This is a genomic window from Thauera sp. K11 (assembly GCF_002354895.1).
Classification (GTDB): Bacteria; Pseudomonadota; Gammaproteobacteria; order Burkholderiales; family Rhodocyclaceae; genus Thauera; species Thauera sinica.
On record NZ_CP023439.1, the window covers coordinates 1,400,799 to 1,418,291 of the forward strand.

13 protein-coding genes, 3 tRNA genes and 1 pseudogene are annotated in these 17,493 nt (G+C 68.6%); 6 read left to right on the plus strand and 11 right to left on the minus strand.

Features of this window, described 5'->3' with window-relative positions:
• Positions 1–3: 3 nt before the first annotated feature.
• From rbfA to pnp, 4 genes are all read left to right on the plus strand, one after another.
• A complete protein-coding gene (gene rbfA / locus CCZ27_RS06150) occupies positions 4–417 on the plus strand; it encodes a 30S ribosome-binding factor RbfA (RefSeq protein ID WP_096446511.1) in 414 nt (137 codons plus the stop codon).
• Positions 374–1,375, plus strand: coding sequence for a tRNA pseudouridine(55) synthase TruB (gene truB / locus CCZ27_RS06155; protein WP_096446513.1), 1,002 nt, complete (start codon positions 374–376; stop codon positions 1,373–1,375). The genes rbfA and truB overlap by 44 nt, the downstream gene beginning before the upstream one ends.
• 78 nt (positions 1,376–1,453) lie before the next feature.
• On the plus strand, positions 1,454–1,723 hold the full coding sequence (gene rpsO, locus CCZ27_RS06160; protein ID WP_004322624.1) for a 30S ribosomal protein S15: 270 nt from the start codon (positions 1,454–1,456) through the stop codon (positions 1,721–1,723).
• Between the two features lie 200 nt (positions 1,724–1,923).
• Entirely contained in the window at positions 1,924–4,023 is a 2,100-nt protein-coding gene (gene pnp / locus CCZ27_RS06165) for a polyribonucleotide nucleotidyltransferase (RefSeq protein WP_096446515.1), read from the plus strand.
• A gap of 194 nt (positions 4,024–4,217) precedes the next feature.
• On the opposite strand, the gene dksA is transcribed toward pnp, so the two are convergent.
• The 7 genes and pseudogenes from dksA to CCZ27_RS06200 form a co-directional block, all read right to left on the minus strand.
• Positions 4,218–4,643 (minus strand): RNA polymerase-binding protein DksA, encoded by a 426-nt coding sequence (dksA, locus tag CCZ27_RS06170; protein ID WP_096446517.1) that lies wholly within the window; start codon positions 4,641–4,643, stop codon positions 4,218–4,220.
• A gap of 303 nt (positions 4,644–4,946) precedes the next feature.
• Positions 4,947–5,022, minus strand: a tRNA-His gene (locus CCZ27_RS06175).
• A 43-nt stretch (positions 5,023–5,065) separates the two neighbouring features.
• Positions 5,066–5,142: transfer RNA gene (locus tag CCZ27_RS06180), tRNA-Arg, on the minus strand.
• Between the two features lie 27 nt (positions 5,143–5,169).
• Positions 5,170–5,246, minus strand: a tRNA-Pro gene (locus tag CCZ27_RS06185).
• A gap of 35 nt (positions 5,247–5,281) precedes the next feature.
• Positions 5,282–6,592, minus strand: a complete 1,311-nt coding sequence (locus CCZ27_RS06190; RefSeq protein WP_096446519.1) for a hypothetical protein — start codon at positions 6,590–6,592, stop codon at positions 5,282–5,284.
• Positions 6,589–6,806 (minus strand): annotated as a pseudogene (locus CCZ27_RS06195) (DUF2249 domain-containing protein). Before CCZ27_RS06195 ends, CCZ27_RS06190 begins: the two are co-directional and overlap by 4 nt.
• Positions 6,807–6,954: 148 nt before the next feature.
• Positions 6,955–7,410: a hemerythrin domain-containing protein gene (locus CCZ27_RS06200; RefSeq protein ID WP_096446521.1), complete on the minus strand. Its 456-nt coding sequence runs from the start codon at positions 7,408–7,410 to the stop codon at positions 6,955–6,957.
• 166 nt (positions 7,411–7,576) lie between these two features.
• Here CCZ27_RS06200 and CCZ27_RS06205 point away from each other — a divergent pair, with 166 nt between their 5' ends.
• The gene (locus tag CCZ27_RS06205; protein WP_096446523.1) at positions 7,577–8,851 is read left to right on the plus strand and encodes an MFS transporter; all 1,275 of its coding nucleotides are present in this window, start codon (positions 7,577–7,579) and stop codon (positions 8,849–8,851) included.
• On the opposite strand, the gene CCZ27_RS06210 is transcribed toward CCZ27_RS06205, so the two are convergent.
• Entirely contained in the window at positions 8,778–10,028 is a 1,251-nt protein-coding gene (locus tag CCZ27_RS06210) for a BaiN/RdsA family NAD(P)/FAD-dependent oxidoreductase (RefSeq protein WP_096452257.1), read from the minus strand. The two genes, CCZ27_RS06205 and CCZ27_RS06210, sit on opposite strands and share 74 nt — an antisense overlap.
• Before the next feature lie 127 nt (positions 10,029–10,155).
• On the opposite strand from CCZ27_RS06210, the gene CCZ27_RS06215 reads away from it, so the two are divergent.
• Positions 10,156–13,818: a DUF748 domain-containing protein gene (locus CCZ27_RS06215; RefSeq protein ID WP_096446525.1), complete on the plus strand. Its 3,663-nt coding sequence runs from the start codon at positions 10,156–10,158 to the stop codon at positions 13,816–13,818.
• A 143-nt stretch (positions 13,819–13,961) separates the two neighbouring features.
• Here CCZ27_RS06215 and CCZ27_RS06220 read toward each other — a convergent pair whose 3' ends face one another.
• From CCZ27_RS06220 to gcvT, 3 genes are all read right to left on the minus strand, one after another.
• Positions 13,962–14,822: a fused MFS/spermidine synthase gene (locus CCZ27_RS06220; RefSeq protein ID WP_157748466.1), complete on the minus strand. Its 861-nt coding sequence runs from the start codon at positions 14,820–14,822 to the stop codon at positions 13,962–13,964.
• A gap of 137 nt (positions 14,823–14,959) precedes the next feature.
• Positions 14,960–16,231, minus strand: coding sequence for a bifunctional O-acetylhomoserine aminocarboxypropyltransferase/cysteine synthase (locus CCZ27_RS06225; protein WP_096446529.1), 1,272 nt, complete (start codon positions 16,229–16,231; stop codon positions 14,960–14,962).
• 92 nt (positions 16,232–16,323) lie between these two features.
• Positions 16,324–17,454: a glycine cleavage system aminomethyltransferase GcvT gene (gene gcvT / locus CCZ27_RS06230; protein WP_096446531.1), complete on the minus strand. Its 1,131-nt coding sequence runs from the start codon at positions 17,452–17,454 to the stop codon at positions 16,324–16,326.
• Positions 17,455–17,493: the final 39 nt, after the last annotated feature.

Genomic DNA, 17,493 nt, shown 5'->3' on the forward strand with positions numbered 1-17,493 from the left:
GCGATGCCCAAGGAGTATTCCCGCAGCCAGCGCGTGGTGGAGCAGATCCGCCGCGAGCTGGCCGAACTGATCCGGCTCGAAGTCAAGGACCCGCGCGTCGGCTTCATCACCCTGACCGACGTCGAGATCACGCCCGACTACGCCCACGCCAAGGTGTACTTCACCTCCATGACCGGCGAAGCGGACGTGCCCGAGATCCTGCAGGGGCTGCGGCGCGCCAGCGGTTTCCTGCGCCGCGAGCTGGGGCGCCGGGTGCGCATCCACACCACGCCCGAGTTGCACTGGCACTATGACCGCTCGGTGGAGGAGGGCAGCCGCCTCTCCAGGCTGATCGACGACGTGGTGCGCGAAGACGAGGCGCGCCACCACGACGATGCCGGGTCCGGCGGTGGGCAAGGTGACAGCGGCAAAGCCTGAGACTGCGGCGAAGTCCAGGCGTCCCAAGGCGGTGCAGCGCAGGATCGTGCGCCGCATCGTCGATGGCGTGCTGCTGCTCGACAAGCCGCAGGGGCTGAGTTCCAACCACGCGCTGCAGGCGGCGCGCCGCTTGCTGAACGCGGCCAAGGCGGGCCACACCGGCACGCTGGACCCGATGGCGAGCGGGCTGCTGCCGCTCACTTTCGGCGAGGCGACGAAGTTCTCGCAGATGCTGCTCGACGCCGACAAGACCTACGAAGCGGTGGTGCAGCTCGGCGTCGAGACCGACAGCGGCGATGCCGACGGCAAGGTCGTCGCGACGCATGCCGTGTCGGTGGACGAGGCGCAACTGGCCGGGGTGCTGGCGCGTTTCCGTGGCGACATCGAACAGGTGCCGCCGATGTATTCCGCCCTCAAGCGCGACGGCAAGGCGCTCTACGAATATGCCCGCGAGGGCATCGAGGTGGAGCGCGCGGCGCGGCGGGTGACCATCCACGCGCTGGACCTGCTCGGCTTCGCCGGCGAGCGCTTCTCGATCCGCGTCTCCTGCAGCAAGGGCACCTACATCCGCACCCTGGCGATGGACATCGGTGCCGCGTTGGGCTGCGGAGCGCACCTGTGCGGGCTGCGCCGCACGCGCATCGGGCCGTTCGACGTGTCCGGCGCGGTGACGCTGGAGCGACTGGAGGCGGCTCCCGCCGAAGGGCGCGATGCGCTGCTCGCGCCGGTGGATGCGCTGGTGCGGGAGTTCGGCGACGTCCTCCTGGAGGCCGGGCAGGCGGGGTTCCTGCTCCAGGGGCGCACCCTGCGCATCGCGCCTCCTGACGTGCCCGGGCCGGTACGCGCCTACGGGCCGCAGGGCTTTCTCGGACTGGCGCTGTGGCAGGCCGACGGCACGCTCGCGCCCAGGCGCATGATCGCCACCGGCACCGACCCTGCGGGAAACGCATCCGCATGATATCGATTGAGTTTTTGGGATGGCGCGGGGTATAATCCGCGGCTTCTGATTGGCAGAAAAACACGAGTAAAGACACACATGGCTCTTGATATCGCATCCAAGTCGAAGATCGTCTCCGACTTCCAGCGCGCCCAGGGCGACACCGGTTCGCCGGAAGTCCAGATCGCGCTCCTGACCGCCCGCATCAACGGTCTTGCCCCCCACTTCAAGGAGCACGCGAAGGATCACCACTCCCGCCGCGGCCTCCTGAAGATGGTCAGCCAGCGCCGCAAGCTGCTGGACTACCTGAAGGGTCGTAACGCCGACAGCTACCGCAATCTGATCGAGCGTCTCGGCCTGCGCAAGTAATTGCGTCCGTGACGAGCCCGACAGCGCCGATCAGGGCGACCTAAGCCAGCAAAGCCGGTGCGAGCCCATGCGGGTCGCGCCGGCTTTTGTCGTTTCGGCGACACGCTGCGCCCGGCTGCAGTCGGAATGCTTCCCCGCGGGCCTTCGTTCCCGCACATGCAGTTGTAGCTTGCTGCTTTCATCGATAAAGGAATCGTCCCTTGCCTACCGCAATCAAGAAAACCTTCGCCTACGGCGCGCACACCGTCACGCTCGAGACCGGCGAGATCGCCCGCCAGGCCGGCGGCGCCGTCATCGTCAACATGGATGAGACGGTGGTGCTCGCCACCGTCGTCGGCGCCAAGGAGGCCAAGCCGGGCCAGGACTTCTTCCCGCTCACCGTCGACTACGTCGAGAAGTTCTACGCCGCGGGCCGCATCCCCGGCGGCTTCTTCAAGCGCGAAGGCCGCCCGACCGAGAAGGAAATCCTCACCTCGCGCCTGATCGACCGCCCGATCCGCCCGCTCTTCCCCGAAGGGTTCTACAACGAAGTGCAGGTCATCGTGACCGTGCTGTCGCTGAACCCCGAGATCGACTCCGACATCCCGGCGATGATCGGCGCGTCGGCGGCCCTGGCGATCTCCGGCATTCCGTTCAACGGCCCGATCGGCGCGGCGCGCGTCGGCTACGCCGATGGCCAGTACATCCTCAACCCGACCGCCTCGCAGCTCGAGACGAGCCAGATGAACCTGGTCGTCGCCGGTACGCAGGCCGCGGTGCTGATGGTGGAGTCCGAAGCCGACGAACTGCCTGAGCAGGTGATGCTGGGCGCAGTGGTGTTCGGCCACGAGCAGATGCAGGTGGCGATCAGGGCGATCAACGAACTGGTCGAAGTCGCCGGCAAGCCCGAATGGAACTGGCAGCCGGCGCCGGCCAACGACGAACTGATCGCGCGCGTCGCCGGACTGGCCAAGGCCGAGATGGAGGACGCCTTCCGCATCACCAGCAAGCAGGAGCGCTCGAACCGCCTGGCCGACATCCGCAAGCGCGTCACCGCCCAGCTCACCGAAGGCGTCGACAACCCGTCGTCGGCCAACGAGATCAAGGACATCTTCTTCAACATCGAGTCGGGCATCGTCCGCAGCCGCATCCTGAACGGCGAGCCGCGCATCGACGGGCGCGACACCCGCACGGTGCGTCCGATCGAGATCCGCACCGGCGTGCTGCCGCGCACCCACGGCTCGGCGCTGTTCACGCGCGGCGAGACCCAGGCGCTGGTGGTGGCGACGCTGGGCACCGGCCGCGACGAGCAGATCATCGACGCGATCGGCGGCGAGTACAAGGAGCGCTTCATGCTCCACTACAACTTCCCGCCGTTCTGCACCGGCGAGACCGGCCGTTTCGGCGTCACCAAGCGCCGCGAAGTCGGCCACGGCCGCCTGGCCAAGCGTTCGCTGGTGGCGATGCTGCCGAAGGCCGAGGAATTCTCCTACACCGTCCGCGTCGTGTCGGAGATCACCGAGTCGAACGGCTCGTCGTCGATGGCTTCGGTCTGCGGCGGTTCGCTGGCGATGATGGACGCGGGCGTGCCGCTGAAGGATCACGTGGCCGGCATCGCCATGGGCCTGATCAAGGAAGGCAACCGCTTCGCGGTGCTGACCGACATCCTCGGCGACGAGGACCATCTGGGCGACATGGACTTCAAGGTCGCCGGCACGGTCAATGGCGTGACCGGCCTGCAGATGGACATCAAGATCCAGGGCATCACCAGGGAAATCATGCAGGCCGCGCTGGAGCAGGCCAAGACCGGCCGCCTCCACATCCTCGGCCTGATGAAACAGTCCCTGGCCCAGTCGCGCGGCGAAGTGTCGGAATACGCGCCGCGCATGCTCAACATGAAGATCAACCCCGAGAAGATCCGCGACGTGATCGGCAAGGGCGGGGCGGTGATCCGTGCGCTGCAGGAAGAAACCGGCACCGTGATCGAGATCGAGGACGACGGCTCGGTCACCATCTCGTCGGTCAGCGCCGAGGGCGCCCAGGCCGCGAAGGCCAGGATCGAGGCGATCACCGCCGAAGTCGAGGTGGGCAAGGTGTACGATGGCACCGTCATCCGCCTGCTGGACTTCGGTGCCATCGTCAACATCATGCCGGGCCGCGACGGCCTGCTGCACGTCTCGCAGATCGCCAACGAGCGCGTCAACAACGTGGCCGACTACGTCAAGGAAGGCCAGGCGGTGCGCGTGAAGGTGCTCGAGACCGACGAGCGCGGCAAGATCCGCTTGAGCATGAAGGCGCTGCTGAACGAGAGCGCCGTGTAAGGCAGGCTTCGGGGCCGGGCGGTGCGCCTGGCCTTCCTGCAAAAAAGGACGCTTCGGCGTCCTTTTTTCGTCTGGGCTGCTGCCGTCGCCGGGATGCATGCGTCGGGGCGATCGGCCTTGGAAAGGTGCGAGGGAACCAGAAAAAAGGGACGCCCGCGCGTCCCTTTCTTTGCTTGCTGCGGGTGCTTGCCCGCTTACTTCGCGACCTGGCGTTCGCGCATTTCCTCGAGCGTCTTGCAGTCGATGCACATCGTCGCCGTCGGGCGCGCTTCCAGGCGCTTCAGGCCGATTTCCACGCCGCAACTGTCACAGTAGCCGTATTCGCCCGCGTCGATGCGCTCCAGCGCCTCGTCGATCTTCTTGATCAGCTTGCGCTCGCGGTCGCGGTTGCGCAGTTCGAGGGCGATGTCGGATTCCTGGCTGGCGCGGTCGTTCGGATCGGCGAAAACGGTGGCCTCGTCCTGCATCGTGTGCACCGTGCGCTCGATGTCCTCCATCAACTCGCCCTTGAGCGTGCCGAGGATTTCGCGGAAGTGGGCCATCTGCTTCTCGCTCATGTATTCCTCGCCAGCGGCGGGGACGTACGGCGGGAATTGTTTGTGCAGGGTATCTTCAGCCATGAATCGACTTCCGTAGGTTGGTGATTGGAACGAGCGGACTTAATAGCAGAATCGCGGGACAGCAGCAAGCCGATGCCCCGAAACGGCTGGGCAGGAGCGGCGCGGCTCATGTCGCCCGAGTGGATGCAGGCCGGAGCCGGGCCGAGAAAAAGGTGGCGCTCCCGGACTTCCGCTGAGCCGAGCGGAATTCGGGTGGTGACAAGACGATCATTCCCCGATCCAAATTGCGAAAACTGTAAAGTGGCGGGCAGACAATGAAATGGAAAAGGGCCGTGGATGACCATCCACAGCCCTTCGATTTGCTGGGGCGACATACCGGAATCGAACCGGTGACACCTGGAGCCACAATCCAGTGCTCTACCAACTGAGCTAATGCCGCCACTACCGGACCCCGGTAGAACCGAAGCCCAAGAAACTTCTCCTGGCCTGCCCGGCAGGGATCGAACCTGCAACCCCCGGCTTAGAAGGCCGGTGCTCTATCCAATTGAGCTACGGGCAGATTCCTGCGGGCATCCGGGGGGTGAGCTGGTCGGGGTGGAGGGATTCGAACCCCCGACATCTTGCTCCCAAAGCAAGCGCGCTACCGGACTGCGCTACACCCCGAGAGCCGCGCACTATATAGGTCCCCGGCAGGCGCGTCAAACATATTTTTTGCCCGCAGGGCCGTGGATGGAATTCCATCGTCCGCCCGCCCGGCGCCATGCCAGGATGATGCGCGCGAGGTTGAAGAACAGCCAGGCGAATTCGATCGTGACCGCGGCACCCGCAAGATAGGAGAGCGGCGGAAGGAGCACGGCGGCGAGCAGCGCCGCCAGCGCGGCGGCATGGACGCGAAGCTGCCGCCGGACAGGGAGGTCGGGCGACAGCTTTTTCATGTTCGGTGCCTTGATGCCGGCCTGGGTCAGGTGAAGCCAGGCGAGAAAGGGCACGATCTTGTAGAGCATGGCGCTGATCGCGCCGATGAATCCGCCATGCAGGATCAGCACGCCGGCCAGCAGCGGCAGGGCGTCCAAGTCGGTGGCGAGCGCGGCGAGCACGGCGAGCGAGCCGGCCATCACCGCGGCCATCGAGAGTCTGAAGGCGAGGAAGGAGGCGTCGGGCGTGCTGCGGCGGGAGCGCGACTGCAGGCGCAGCGTCGTGGCGCCGAAGGCGGCGGCCAGTGCGCAAAGCAGGGCCGCAATCGCGATGCCTGCGCCGCGCAGCGGGATGCCGGTGGCGATGGACCACAGCACGAGGAGCGCGACCACCGTCGGTGCCCACAGGCGGGTCAGGCGCTGCGGATAGGCGGGCGTGATCTGGAACATCGGGACGACGACCCAACTGGTTGCGGCGACCAGCAGCGCCCCCCAGCCCATCCACGCCCAGCCGGCGTGCAGATTGACGAGGGTCGGCAGATCGACCGGCGGCGGCAGGCCGAGCCCCAGCGTGGCGGCCAGCATGACGCCCAGCGCAACGGCGACGGCCAGGCCGACGAGGGCCAGGCGGAGGTCGCGCGGCGTGTCGCTCCGGGCCTGGGCGGCGCGTGCGCGGTGCAGCGCGAGCGCCGCGGCGAGCAGGAAGACCGCCAGGCCGACGGCCAGCAGCGTCGCGCCGGTCAGCGTCGCGGCCGGCCGGCCGCGCCACAGTCCCCAGCTCAGGCCGATGCTGCCGGCGGTGATGAACCCGTGTGTGATGCGTGCGATGCGCAGCGGAGAGAGCAGCGATGCCCCCGCGACCACCGGCAGGATCTGCATCAGCGCGCCCAGCATCACCTGCAGCATGACGCCGGTGGCCGCGAGATGGACCGCGCCGAGCGCGCCGGGAGACCAGCGCGAGGACAGGACGCCGTCGTCGGCGAGCAGCAGCAGGCCCGCCGCGATGCCGAACAGCGGGGCGGTGAGGAAATAGCGCAGCGGTGCTGCGAACGGCGGTGTGTCGTCGTAGGACAGGCCCGGATTGGCGCCGCTCATGGCCGGGTGATGCGGATCTCGACCACGCCGTCGTCGCGCACCAGATCCTGGTGGGGATAGCCGTCGCGGTCCAGCATGCGGAGCAGGGGATAAGGCATGCGGTCCAGCAGCAGGGTCATTTCCCCCCGGGGGGCAGGTCGGCCAGCGCCTCCATGGCGCGCTCGAAGGGTTCCGGCGGCTCGAGGCCGCGCGCATCGACGATGACGGTGCTCACTGGACTACCCTCCTGTCGCTACGCGATGCAGTGCCGGCCTTGCACGACCGGCCCGGTCCGCAGGCGCAGAGCAATGCTCTGCGAAACCCCTGCTCCACCCTCCCCGAGGGAGGATGAGCGCCGCCTTCGGGCTGCCGTGCGGGGGCGCTCATGCCGGCGTCTTCCGGGCGATGCGGCGGCCGAGATCCTCCGTCAGCGCGTCGCGCTCCACCGACAGGCGTGCGTCGCACATCGGATAGAGGATGTTCTCTTCTTTCATGTTGTGCTGCTGCATCATGATCAGCAGGGTTTCGGCCTCGCCGGCGAAATCGTCCGCATCGCGCCGGGCCAGCGCGTCCTTGAGGCTGGCGACGATGGAGCGCATCTCGGCATGCTCGCCGCGCATGACTTCGGTCGGGCCGTGGGTCATTCCGGTGACGGCCTCGAAGCGCGGGAAGAGTTTCTGTTCCTCGGCGTTGAAATGGGTCTCGAGCGCGCCGGCAAACGCGTTGACCGCTTTCGCGGCGGCGTCCCATTCGCGGCGGGCGACGAGGCTCTCGGCGAGCGCGAATTCGTGGTCGCAGTCACGATGGTCCTGCGTCATCAGGGTGGATATCAGGGTCATGTGCAGCTCCGGTCGGCGGGTGGAACTATTTTCCCCGCGCGCTCCCCGGCAGCATTGATGCGAGTCAAGTCGGCGGAGGCGCAAGTCCGGCGCCGCCACCGCCGCGACCGGCCCCTGCCGCGCCGGGAACGGGCACAATGCAGCCCTCGCTCTGCATCGGTACGGTATGTCCGACCTTCCTGTTCCGGGCTCGTGGCTGAAGATATTCCTGCCCTTCGCCCTCGGCTACTTCCTCTCCTACCTGCTGCGCACGGTCAATGCGGTGATCTCGCCGGAACTGACCCGGGAACTGCACCTGTCCGCGGCGGATCTCGGCCTGCTCACCAGCACGTATTTCCTCGCCTTCGGGCTGGCGCAGATCCCGGTGGGCATCGCCCTCGACCGCTTCGGGCCGCGGCGCGTCGAAGGATTCCTGCTGCTGGTCGCGGCGGCGGGTGCGGCCTGCTTCGCGCTCGGCGATACGCTGGCGTCGCTGGGCGCTGCGCGCGCGCTCATCGGCCTGGGGGTGTCCGCCTGCCTGATGGGGGCGCTGAGCGGGTTCTCGCGGTGGTATCCGCGCGAACGCCAGAGTTCGATGACGGGCTTCATCATGTCGGCCGGTGCGCTGGGCGCGCTGACGGCCAGCGTGCCGATCGAGGCGGCGCTGCCCCTGACGGGCTGGCGCGGCGTGTTCTGGATCATTGCCGCCATCGCGCTGGCCGCCTCGCTGATGATCTTCCGCCTGCTGCCCGGCGAGACCCGGCCGCGCGGCAGAGAGTCGCCGGGAGAGGCGCTGCTCGTCGTGGCGGGCATCTACCTGTCGCCGCCGTTCCTGCGCTTCGCCGGTTCGTCCATGTGTTTCGTGGGCGGGTTCATGGCGCTGCAGAGCCTGTGGGCGGTGCCGTGGCTGATGAACGTCAACGGGCTCGACATCGGCCACGCGGCGCGCACCCTGGTGCTGCTCAACCTGGGCATGCTGGGCGGCCAACTGTCGATCGGCATCCTCGGCACGCATCTCGCGCGCCGCGGCGTCAAGCCGGTGAACATGCTGCAGGCGGGCTACGGCATCCTGCTGATCCTGCAACTGGCCATCCTGTTCGACGCCGGCCCGCCGGCGGTGCTGTGGTTCCTGCTCGGTCTCTTGTCGGCGGTGAACTCGCAGACCTATCTGGCCACTTCGTCGCATTTCCCGCGCGCCCTGTTCGGCCGCGTCAGCACGGCGACCAACCTGATGGCCTTCGCCGGTGCCTTTGCCATCCAATGGGGCATGGGGCTCGCGCTCGATGCCCTGACGGCCGGCGGGCAGACCATGGGCGATGCCCTGCGGATCGCCTTCGCCGGACTGATCGCGCTGCAGGTGCTGGCCTTCCTGCCGCTGCTGCCCGGATTCAGGCTGCCATTCCCGCGGCGTGGCCCGACGACCACGCCCACTGGAAGTTGTAGCCGCCCAGATGACCGGTGACGTCCATCACCTCGCCGACGAAGAACAGGCCGGGACGGTCGCGCGCCTCCATGGTCTTGGACGACAGCGCCCGGGTGTCGACGCCGCCGAGCGTGACTTCTGCCTTGGCATAGCCCTGGGTGCCGGACGGCATCAGCGTCCACGCCGACAGCTCGGCCGCGACCGCCCGCAGCTCGGCATGGCGGAACCGGTTCAGCGGCCGCTGCCAGCCATGCAGCTCGCACCAGGCATGGGCGAAGCGGCGCGGCAGGCGCTCGGCGAGCAGGTTGGCGAGCAGGCCGCGGTCGTGCGCATGTTCGAGCAGCCACGCCTGCGCGTCGATGCCGGGCAGCAAGTCCAGCGTGACCGGCGCCCAGCCGTTTCCGCCGTCATCGCTGGCGCCGTCCTGCCGGTCGTAGCCCTGCGCCTGCCAGTAGCTCGAGACCTGCAGGATGGCGGGGCCCGACAGGCCGCGGTGGGTGATCAGCGCGGCCTCGCGGAAGCTGCCGCCGCCGCATGCTGCGGTCACGTCGAAGGAGGCGCCGGCCAGCGGCGCGAGCCGCGCCAGCGTTTCGGGCGGCAGCGTCAGCGGCACCAGTGCCGGGCGAGGTGGCACGACCGGCACGCCGAACTGCTCGGCCACCTTGTAGCCGAAGGGCGTGGCGCCGATCTTGGGGATCGACAGCCCGCCGGTGGCGATCACCAGGCTGCGGGCGGCAAAGCTGCCGCGGTCGGTATCGACCACGAAGGGTTCGGGCGCGGCCTCGCCGTGGTGCTCGATGCGTCGGACGGTCGCCGGCATCGCCCAGCGCACGCCGCCGTCCTCGCATTCCGCACGCAGCATGTCGATGATCTGTTGCGCGGAATCGTCGCAGAACAACTGCCCCCAGTCGCGTTCGTGATAGCGGATGCCATGACGCTCCACGAGCCCGATGAAATCGCCGGCCGTGTAACGGGATAGTGCAGAGCGCACGAAATGCGGGTTGCGGCTGAGATAATTCCCGGCGCCGACGTGCCGGTTGGTGAAGTTGCAGCGGCCGCCGCCGGAGATGCGGATCTTCTCCGCCAGCCGGGCGGCATGGTCTATCAGCAGCACCCGGCGTTTGCGCCGGCCGGCAGTGGCGGCGCACATCATGCCGGCCGCGCCGGCACCGATCACGATGACGTCGAAGCCGTGGTCGGCCGGCTGCTTGCCCATCTGCGGTACCTGCTGCAATGAAAGCGGCGCAGAATACGCGCTGCGCAACGCACCGGCAATCACGGCCGGCAGCCATCCGGACACCTGCATGGAACAACAAGGACAAGCGGATTCAGGGAGTGCCCACATGACAGAGACCACCACCAGTGAGGCCGCGCCGAGTGTCTTGCGGCGCTTCGCGCGCCCTGCGAAGTGGGGGGTGGGCGTGCTCGTCGCCGTGGCCGCGATCGGCTTCGGCGCGGTGCCGCCCGTGGCAAAACACTACACGGTGAAGATCGCCAGCGAGATGCTCGGGCGCGAGGTGAGCGTCGAGCGGGTGCATTTCAACCCTTTCACGCTCGCCGCCGAACTGCACGGCGTACGCGTGATGGAGGCCGGCGGCGGCAGCGAGGCGCTGGGCTTCGACATGCTGCGCGTCAATGCCGAGCTGGAATCCCTGATCCGGGGCGGGCCGGTGTTGCATGAGCTGTCGCTCACCGGCCCGCGGATCAACGTCGTGCTGCAGGGCGAAGGGCGGCACAACTGGAAGGACGTGCTCGACCGCCTGGCTGCGCGGCCGAAGAGCGAGGACAGCGGCGAGACCGTGTTCTCGGTCGGCAACATCCGCATCAGCGGCGGCCGCATCGCGGTGAGCGACGAACCGCGCGGGCTCAAGCACGAGCTTGCCGACATCGAACTCGGCGTACCTTTCGTGTCGAACCTGCCGGTCAAGGTCGATGTGTTCGTCGAACCCAGGCTGGCGGCGACGCTCGACGGCGATCCGGTGGGCGTGAGCGCCCGCAGCAAGCCGTTCAAGGACTCGCAGGAAACCATCCTCGACCTGTCGCTGAAGGACTTCGACATGTCGCCCTGGACGGCCTACCTGCCGTTCGAGCCGACCTTCCGCCTGCCTTCGGGGCTGCTGAGCACCAACCTGGAACTGTCGTTCACGCAGCAGCCGGATGCCAGGCCGATGGTGACGCTGCGCGGGCAGGTCGGGGTCACCAGGCTGGAGGTGCAGGACAGGACGGGGGCGCCGGCGATCAAGGTCGGCGAGTTCGCGCTCGAACTGGCCGACGTCGAGCCGTTCGCAAACAAATGGCATTTCACCCGGCTGCGTCTGCACCAGCCGGAAATCGATCTCGTCCGCCTCAAGGACGGCGGCATCAATCTGGCGACCCTGGCGCCGCCGCCCGCCAAGGGGGACGGCAAGCCGGCTGCCGGGGCCGAAGCCGCGGCGGCACCTGCCAAGCAGGATTTCCTGCTCGCCGATGCGCGCATCCGCGAAGGCGTGGTGCGCTTCGAGGACCGGACCCTGGGCGAACCCTTCCGCGCCCGCCTCGAGGCGATCAACCTCGACATGCGCGATCTCACCAACACCGGCGACATGCCCGCCGAGATCCGGCTCGACTACGTCACCGACGGCGGCGAGAAGATCGCCCACGAGGACAAGGTCAGCCTCGCGCCCTTCGTGTTCGAAGGCGTCGCGACGCTGGAGGCGATCAAGCCGGCGCGCTACGCGCCGTATGCGGCGGCGGCCCTGCCCGGCGGCGAATTGCGCGGCGGCCAGATCGACGGCGCGGTGCGCTACCGCGTCGCCCTCGGCGAGGACGGCAAGCCCGACATCAGGATAGGCAGCGAGGGCCTGGCGCTGCGCGATTTCGCGCTTGCGCTCAAGGGGAGCAAGGAGCCCGCGGTCAAGGTGCCGGCGCTCGACGTCCGGGATCTCGCCATCGACGTCGGTGCGCGTACGGTCAAGCTGGCCGAACTCGGCGTGAAGGGCGTGGCGGTGTCCGCCGTGCGCCTGAAGAACGGCCGCTTCGATCTCATGGAGATCGCCGGCGACAAGCCCAAGCCGAAGAGCGAGGGGCCCGAGTGGACCGTCGAGGTCGCCAGGCTGGCGCTGGAGAACGCGGCGGTCCGGGTCGAGGATCGCACCGTGGCCAAGCCGGTCGTGCTGGCGGTCGACGGCATCGGCCTGCAGCTCGACAACCTGTCGACCGCGAAGGGGGCGACGACACAGCTCAAGCTGGATTCGCGCATCAACCGGCGCGGCAGGCTCGGCGCCAGCGGCGCGCTGGCGCTGCAGCCGCTGAAGGCCGATCTCAAGCTCGATCTGCGCAGCGTGGACCTGCTGCCGCTGCAGCCCTACGTGCTGGAAAAGACGAAGATCGCGATCTCGCGCGGCAGTCTTTCCACGCGCGGCAGCCTCGACCTGCAGACGGCGAAGAACGGCAGCCTGCTCGGCCGCTTTCGCGGCGACGTCGGCGTGGCCGACTTTGCCTCGGTCGACAGGCTGAACGCCACCGATTTCGTGCGCTGGCGCGCGCTCAACGTCGGCGGCATCGACCTGAAGCTGGAACCCTTCGCGCTCGACGTGGACAAGGTCGCGCTGAGCGACTTCTACACCCGCCTGATCCTCGACGAGCAGGGGCGCCTGAACATGCGCGAGATCCGCGGCGATGGCGGCGAAGCGCCGGCAGCCGCAGGCCAGGCGGCGCCGGCTGCACCCGCGGCGCCCGCGGCGTCCGTGGTCGTGGAAGGGCCGGGGGGCGTGGACACCGCGCCTGGCACGCCCCGGGCTGCGGACGGCGGCACGCGCAGCGTCGAACTGCCGCCGCGCGCCGCGCCGCCGCCGATCCGTGTCGGCCGCATCGATATCAAGGGCGGCAACGTCGCCTTCAGCGACCGCTTCATCCGGCCCAACTACGACGTGAACCTGACCGGCATGGCGGGCTCGCTCGTCGGCCTGTCGTCGGACCCGGCCTCCATCGCGAAGCTGGACCTGGGCGGCAAGGTGGACAACGCCGCCCCGGTCAAGGTCACCGGCGAACTCAACCCTTTCCGCCAGGATGCCCACCTCGACATCCTCGCCACGGTGAAGGATTTCGAACTCACCGGGCTGTCGAGCTACTCGGGCAAGTACGTTGGCTACGGCATCGCCAAGGGCAAGCTGTCGGCCGAACTCAACTACAAGATCGAGGAGCGCAAGCTCACCGCGACCAACCAGATCTTCCTCGACCAGCTCACCTTCGGCGACAAGGTCGACAGCCCCGATGCGCTGAACCTGCCGGTGCAGCTCGCGGTGTCGCTGCTGAAGAACTCGCGCGGCGAGATCGACCTGCACCTGCCGGTCAGCGGCACGCTGGACGATCCGCAGTTCAGCGTATTCGGCCTGGTCGTGAAGGTCCTGGTGAACCTGATCGGCAAGGCGATCACCGCGCCGTTCGCGCTGCTGGGCTCGGTGCTCGGCGGCGGCGAGGAACTGTCCCAGATCGAGTACGCGCCGGGGCTCGCGCGGCCGGGCGAGGCGCAGCAGCAGAAGCTGAAGACGCTTTCGCAGGCGCTGGTGGACCGGCCGGCGCTGCGCCTGGACGTCACCGGCCGGGCCGATCCGGCCAAGGACAGCGAAGGGCTGAAGCAGGCGCTGCTGCAGCGCACCGTGCGTGCGCAGAAGCTCAAGGCGATGGTCGCCAAGGGGCAGGAGGCGCCATCGGTGGACGACATCGAGGTCGGCGCGCAGGAGTATCCCGAACTGTTGAAGAAGGCTTACAAGGAGGCCGATTTCAAGAAGCCCCGCAACCTCATCGGCCTCGCCAAGGATCTGCCCGTGCCGGAGATGGAAGCGCTGATGATCGCCAATACCGCCGTCGGCGAGGGCGAACTGCGCGCACTCGCCCAGCAGCGCGCGCAAGAGGTCAAGGACTGGCTGATGGCCGAGGGCCAGGTGCCGGGCGAGCGGATCTTTCTGCTCGAACCCAAGGTCGAGGCGATCGCCGAGGGCGGGCAGGTGCAGTTCTCGCTGCGCTGAACGGCCCGTTCTCCGGGCCACCCTGCCGCTGCGCCGGCCTTTGCACGGCCGGCCCGTTGCGCAGGCGCAGAGCAGTGCTCTGCGAAACCCCTGCACCCTCCACGGGGGAGGGACGCCGCCTTCGGGCGGCCGTGCGGCGGCGCTCAGGCCGACAGGCGCTGGGCCAGGCGCAGCGTCTGGCCGCGCTCGAGTTGCTGCGCGAAGGCGGTGAAATCCAGCTTCAGCCGCTTCTGCAGTTCGAGCGCGATGGCGCGCATGAACTTCCAGCGCGGCTCGAAGGCGACATCGCGGAAGGCGAAGAGGACGTAGTTGCCGTCCTCCCGTACCGACATCGCGATCACCGCGTCGTCGAACGCGGTGAGCAGGCGCTCGACGTGGCGCGCGTAGGTCTCCCTGCCGCCGGCGACGTTCATGACCAGCACGCCGTTGGCCGACAGACGCCGCCGCGCCTGCTCGTAGAACTCGAAGCTGGCGAGTTCCTCGGCCAGGCCGTCGGCGCCGAAGGCATCGACCAGCAGCACGTCGATGCGGCCCGGATGCACGGCCACGAACTGCGCGCCGTCGGCATGGACCACCCGCAGCCGGTCATCGTCGGGCGGCACGCGGAACTGCTCGCGCAATGCGATGACGTCGGCGTCGATCTCGGCCACGGCGAGTTCGGTGGCGGGCAGGTGCCGGTGGCAGAAGTTGACCAGCGAACCGCCGCCCAGCCCGATCATCACCATCCTGCGCGGCCGCGGATGGAACAGCAGGAAGGCCATCATGCGCTGCGCGTAGCCCAGTTGCAGCGTGCAGGGATCGGCCACCTTGACGACGCTCTGCACGTAGCCGAGGCTGAAGTGCAGGGCCCGCAGGCCGCCGTGCTCGAGCACGAAGGGGCGTCCGTAGCTGCCGTCGAGCAGGCGTGCGCGCAGGGTTTCGGCATCGCTGCCGGGGGGCTCGAGCAAGCGGATGGTGCCGGGCTCGTCGGGGAAAGGGCTGGGGATTTCGAACAGGGTGTTCACTGCGTGCTTCTGCTGCGGCCACGGTACCGGGCGCCGCCAGCGGCCGGTGCGGCCGCCGGGAGCGAAAACGCCGCCTGGCGTGGCGGCGTGCCTCATGCGCTGGAAGGGAAGGGGCGCCCTTTCCGGCATGGCGGAGGTCAGACCGCGGCCAGTGCCTGGTCGAGGTCGGCGAGGATGTCGTCGATGTGCTCGATGCCGATCGACAGGCGCACCATGTCGGGCGACACGCCGGCCTTGGCGAGTTCTTCCGGCGCCAGCTGGCGGTGCGTGGTGGAGGCGGGGTGGCAGGCGAGCGACTTGGCGTCGCCGATGTTCACCAGGCGGGTCACCAGCTTCAGCGCGTCCTGGAAGCGCGCCCCGGCCTCGAGGCCGCCCTTCACGCCGAAGGACAGGATGCCGGACGCGCGTCCGCCCATGTACTTCTGCACCAGGCCGTAGTCCTGGTGGTCGGGAAGGCCGGCATAGTTCACCCACTCCACCTTGGCATGCCCGCGCAGGAACTCGGCGACCTCGATCGTGTTCGTGCAGATGCGGTCCATGCGCAGCGTCACCGTCTCGATGCCCTGCAGGATCAGGAAGGCGTTGAAGGGCGACAGCGCGGCGCCGGTGTTGCGCAGCGGCACCACGCGGGCGCGGGCGATGTAGGCCGCGGCGCCCAGCGCCTCGGTATAGACCACGCCGTGGTAGGACACGTCGGGTTCGTTCAGGCGCCGGAAGCGCGCCTTGTGCTCCGCCCACGGGAATTTGCCCGAATCGACGATGACGCCGCCGATCGAATTGCCGTGGCCGCCGAGGTACTTGGTCAGCGAATGCACCACGATGTCGGCGCCGTGCTCGAACGGCCGGCACAGATAGGGCGTGGGCACCGTGTTGTCGACGATCAGCGGCACGCCGGCCTTGTGCGCGATGTCGGCCAGGCGCTCGAAATCGGTGACGTTGCCGAGCGGGTTGCCCACCGATTCGCAGAAGATGGCCTTGGTGCGCCCGTCGATCAGCCCGGCGAAGGCGTCCGGGTCGCGGTAGTCGGCAAAGCGCACCTCGATGCCCAGTTGCGGGAAGGTGTGCGCGAACAGGTTGTAGGTGCCGCCGTAGAGGGTCGCCGCGGACACGATGTTGTCGCCCGCCTCGGCGATCGTCTGGATCGCGTAGCTGATCGCCGCCATGCCGGAGGCCACCGCCAGCGCGCCGATGCCGCCTTCCATCGCCGCCACGCGCTGCTCGAGCACCGCGGTGGTCGGGTTCATGATGCGGGTGTAGATGTTGCCCTGCACCTTGAGGTCGAACAGATCGGCGCCGTGCTGCGTGTCGTCGAAGGCGTAGGACGTCGTCTGGTAGATCGGCACCGCCACCGCCTTGGTGGTCGGATCGGGCGAGTAGCCGCCGTGGACGGCGAGAGTCTCGAGCTTCATTCAGTGGTACTCCCTCTTGTGATCGAGCGCACGAGTATAGCCATTGCGCAATCCGGACCGAAGTGCCGCGTGGCGGGACGTGCGGCCGCCGCTCAGCCCCGGTAGTAGCGCTGCGGCACGAAGGGCATCTTCGCGACATCCACCGGCACGGTCTTGCCGCGCACGATGGCGCCCAGGCGGGTGCCGGGCGTTGCCAGCGCGGTTTCCACGTAGCCCATCGCCACCGGTGCGCCCAGCGTCGGGCCGAAACCGCCGCTGGTGACCGTGCCGACGACGCGTCCGTCGGCATCGACGACGTCCGCCCCCTCGCGGACCGGCACCCGTTCCCTGGGCAGCAGGCCCACGCGCCTGCGCGCCACGCCCTCGGCGATCTGGCGCTGGATCAGGTCCGCGCCGGGGTAGCCGCCGGCACGGGCGCCGCCGGGGCGGCGTTCCCTGGACAGGGCCCAGAGCAGGCTGCCTTCCACCGGCGTGGTGGCCGGGTCGAGATCGTGGCCGTAGAGGCACAGGCCGGCTTCGAGGCGCAGCGAATCGCGCGCGCCCAGGCCCACCGGCTGGACTTCCGGCTGGGACAGCAGCAGGCGGGCGAGCGCTTCCGCCTGGTCGGCGGGCACCGAGATCTCGAAGCCGTCCTCGCCGGTGTAGCCGGAGCGGCTGACGATGCAATCGGCACCGTGCAACTGCACGCGGGCGATCGTCATGAACACCATCTTCGCGGTCTCGGGCGCAAGGCGCGCCAGCACGGCGCCCGCGGCGGGGCCTTGCAGCGCGAGCAGGGCGCGGTCTTCCAGCACCTCGATGCCGCAGCGGCCGGCGAGGTGTGTCCGCAGGTGGGCGATGTCCTGCGCCTTGCAGGCGGCATTGACGACGAGGAACAGGCTGTCGCCGAGATTCGCCACCATCAGGTCGTCCAGGATGCCGCCGGCGGCGTTGGTGAACAGCGCATAGCGCTGCGTGCCCGCCGGCAGGCCGACGACGTCGACAGGCACCAGGGATTCGAGTGCCGCCGCGGCATCCGGTCCGCCCAGCCGGATCTGGCCCATGTGGGACACGTCGAACAGGCCGGCCCGGGTGCGGGTGTGGGTGTGTTCCTTGATGATCCCAGCCGGGTACTGGACCGGCATGTCGTAGCCGGCGAAGGGCACCATGCGCGCGCCCAGTTCGAGGTGCAGCGCATGCAGCGGGGTGTGGAGCAGGGGCTGGCCGGAAGAGGTGTCGCTCATGACGTGGGGCTCCATGACGGATGTTGCGGAACGGGCCGC

Excerpts from the sequence above, each read along its gene's own strand:
- rbfA (WP_096446511.1), top strand. The coding sequence starts at position 4 with ATGCCCAAGGAGTATTCCCGCAGCCAGCGCGTGGTGGAGCAGATCCGC.
- truB (WP_096446513.1), top strand. The coding sequence starts at position 374 with ATGCCGGGTCCGGCGGTGGGCAAGGTGACAGCGGCAAAGCCTGAGACT.
- rpsO (WP_004322624.1), top strand. The coding sequence starts at position 1,454 with ATGGCTCTTGATATCGCATCCAAGTCGAAGATCGTCTCCGACTTCCAG.
- dksA (WP_096446517.1), bottom strand. The coding sequence starts at position 4,643 with ATGGCTGAAGATACCCTGCACAAACAATTCCCGCCGTACGTCCCCGCC.
- CCZ27_RS06190 (WP_096446519.1), bottom strand. The coding sequence starts at position 6,592 with ATGAGCGGCGCCAATCCGGGCCTGTCCTACGACGACACACCGCCGTTC.
- CCZ27_RS06200 (WP_096446521.1), bottom strand. The coding sequence starts at position 7,410 with ATGACCCTGATATCCACCCTGATGACGCAGGACCATCGTGACTGCGAC.
- CCZ27_RS06205 (WP_096446523.1), top strand. The coding sequence starts at position 7,577 with ATGTCCGACCTTCCTGTTCCGGGCTCGTGGCTGAAGATATTCCTGCCC.
- CCZ27_RS06210 (WP_096452257.1), bottom strand. The coding sequence starts at position 10,028 with ATGGGCAAGCAGCCGGCCGACCACGGCTTCGACGTCATCGTGATCGGT.
- CCZ27_RS06215 (WP_096446525.1), top strand. The coding sequence starts at position 10,156 with ATGACAGAGACCACCACCAGTGAGGCCGCGCCGAGTGTCTTGCGGCGC.
- CCZ27_RS06225 (WP_096446529.1), bottom strand. The coding sequence starts at position 16,231 with ATGAAGCTCGAGACTCTCGCCGTCCACGGCGGCTACTCGCCCGATCCG.
- gcvT (WP_096446531.1), bottom strand. The coding sequence starts at position 17,454 with ATGAGCGACACCTCTTCCGGCCAGCCCCTGCTCCACACCCCGCTGCAT.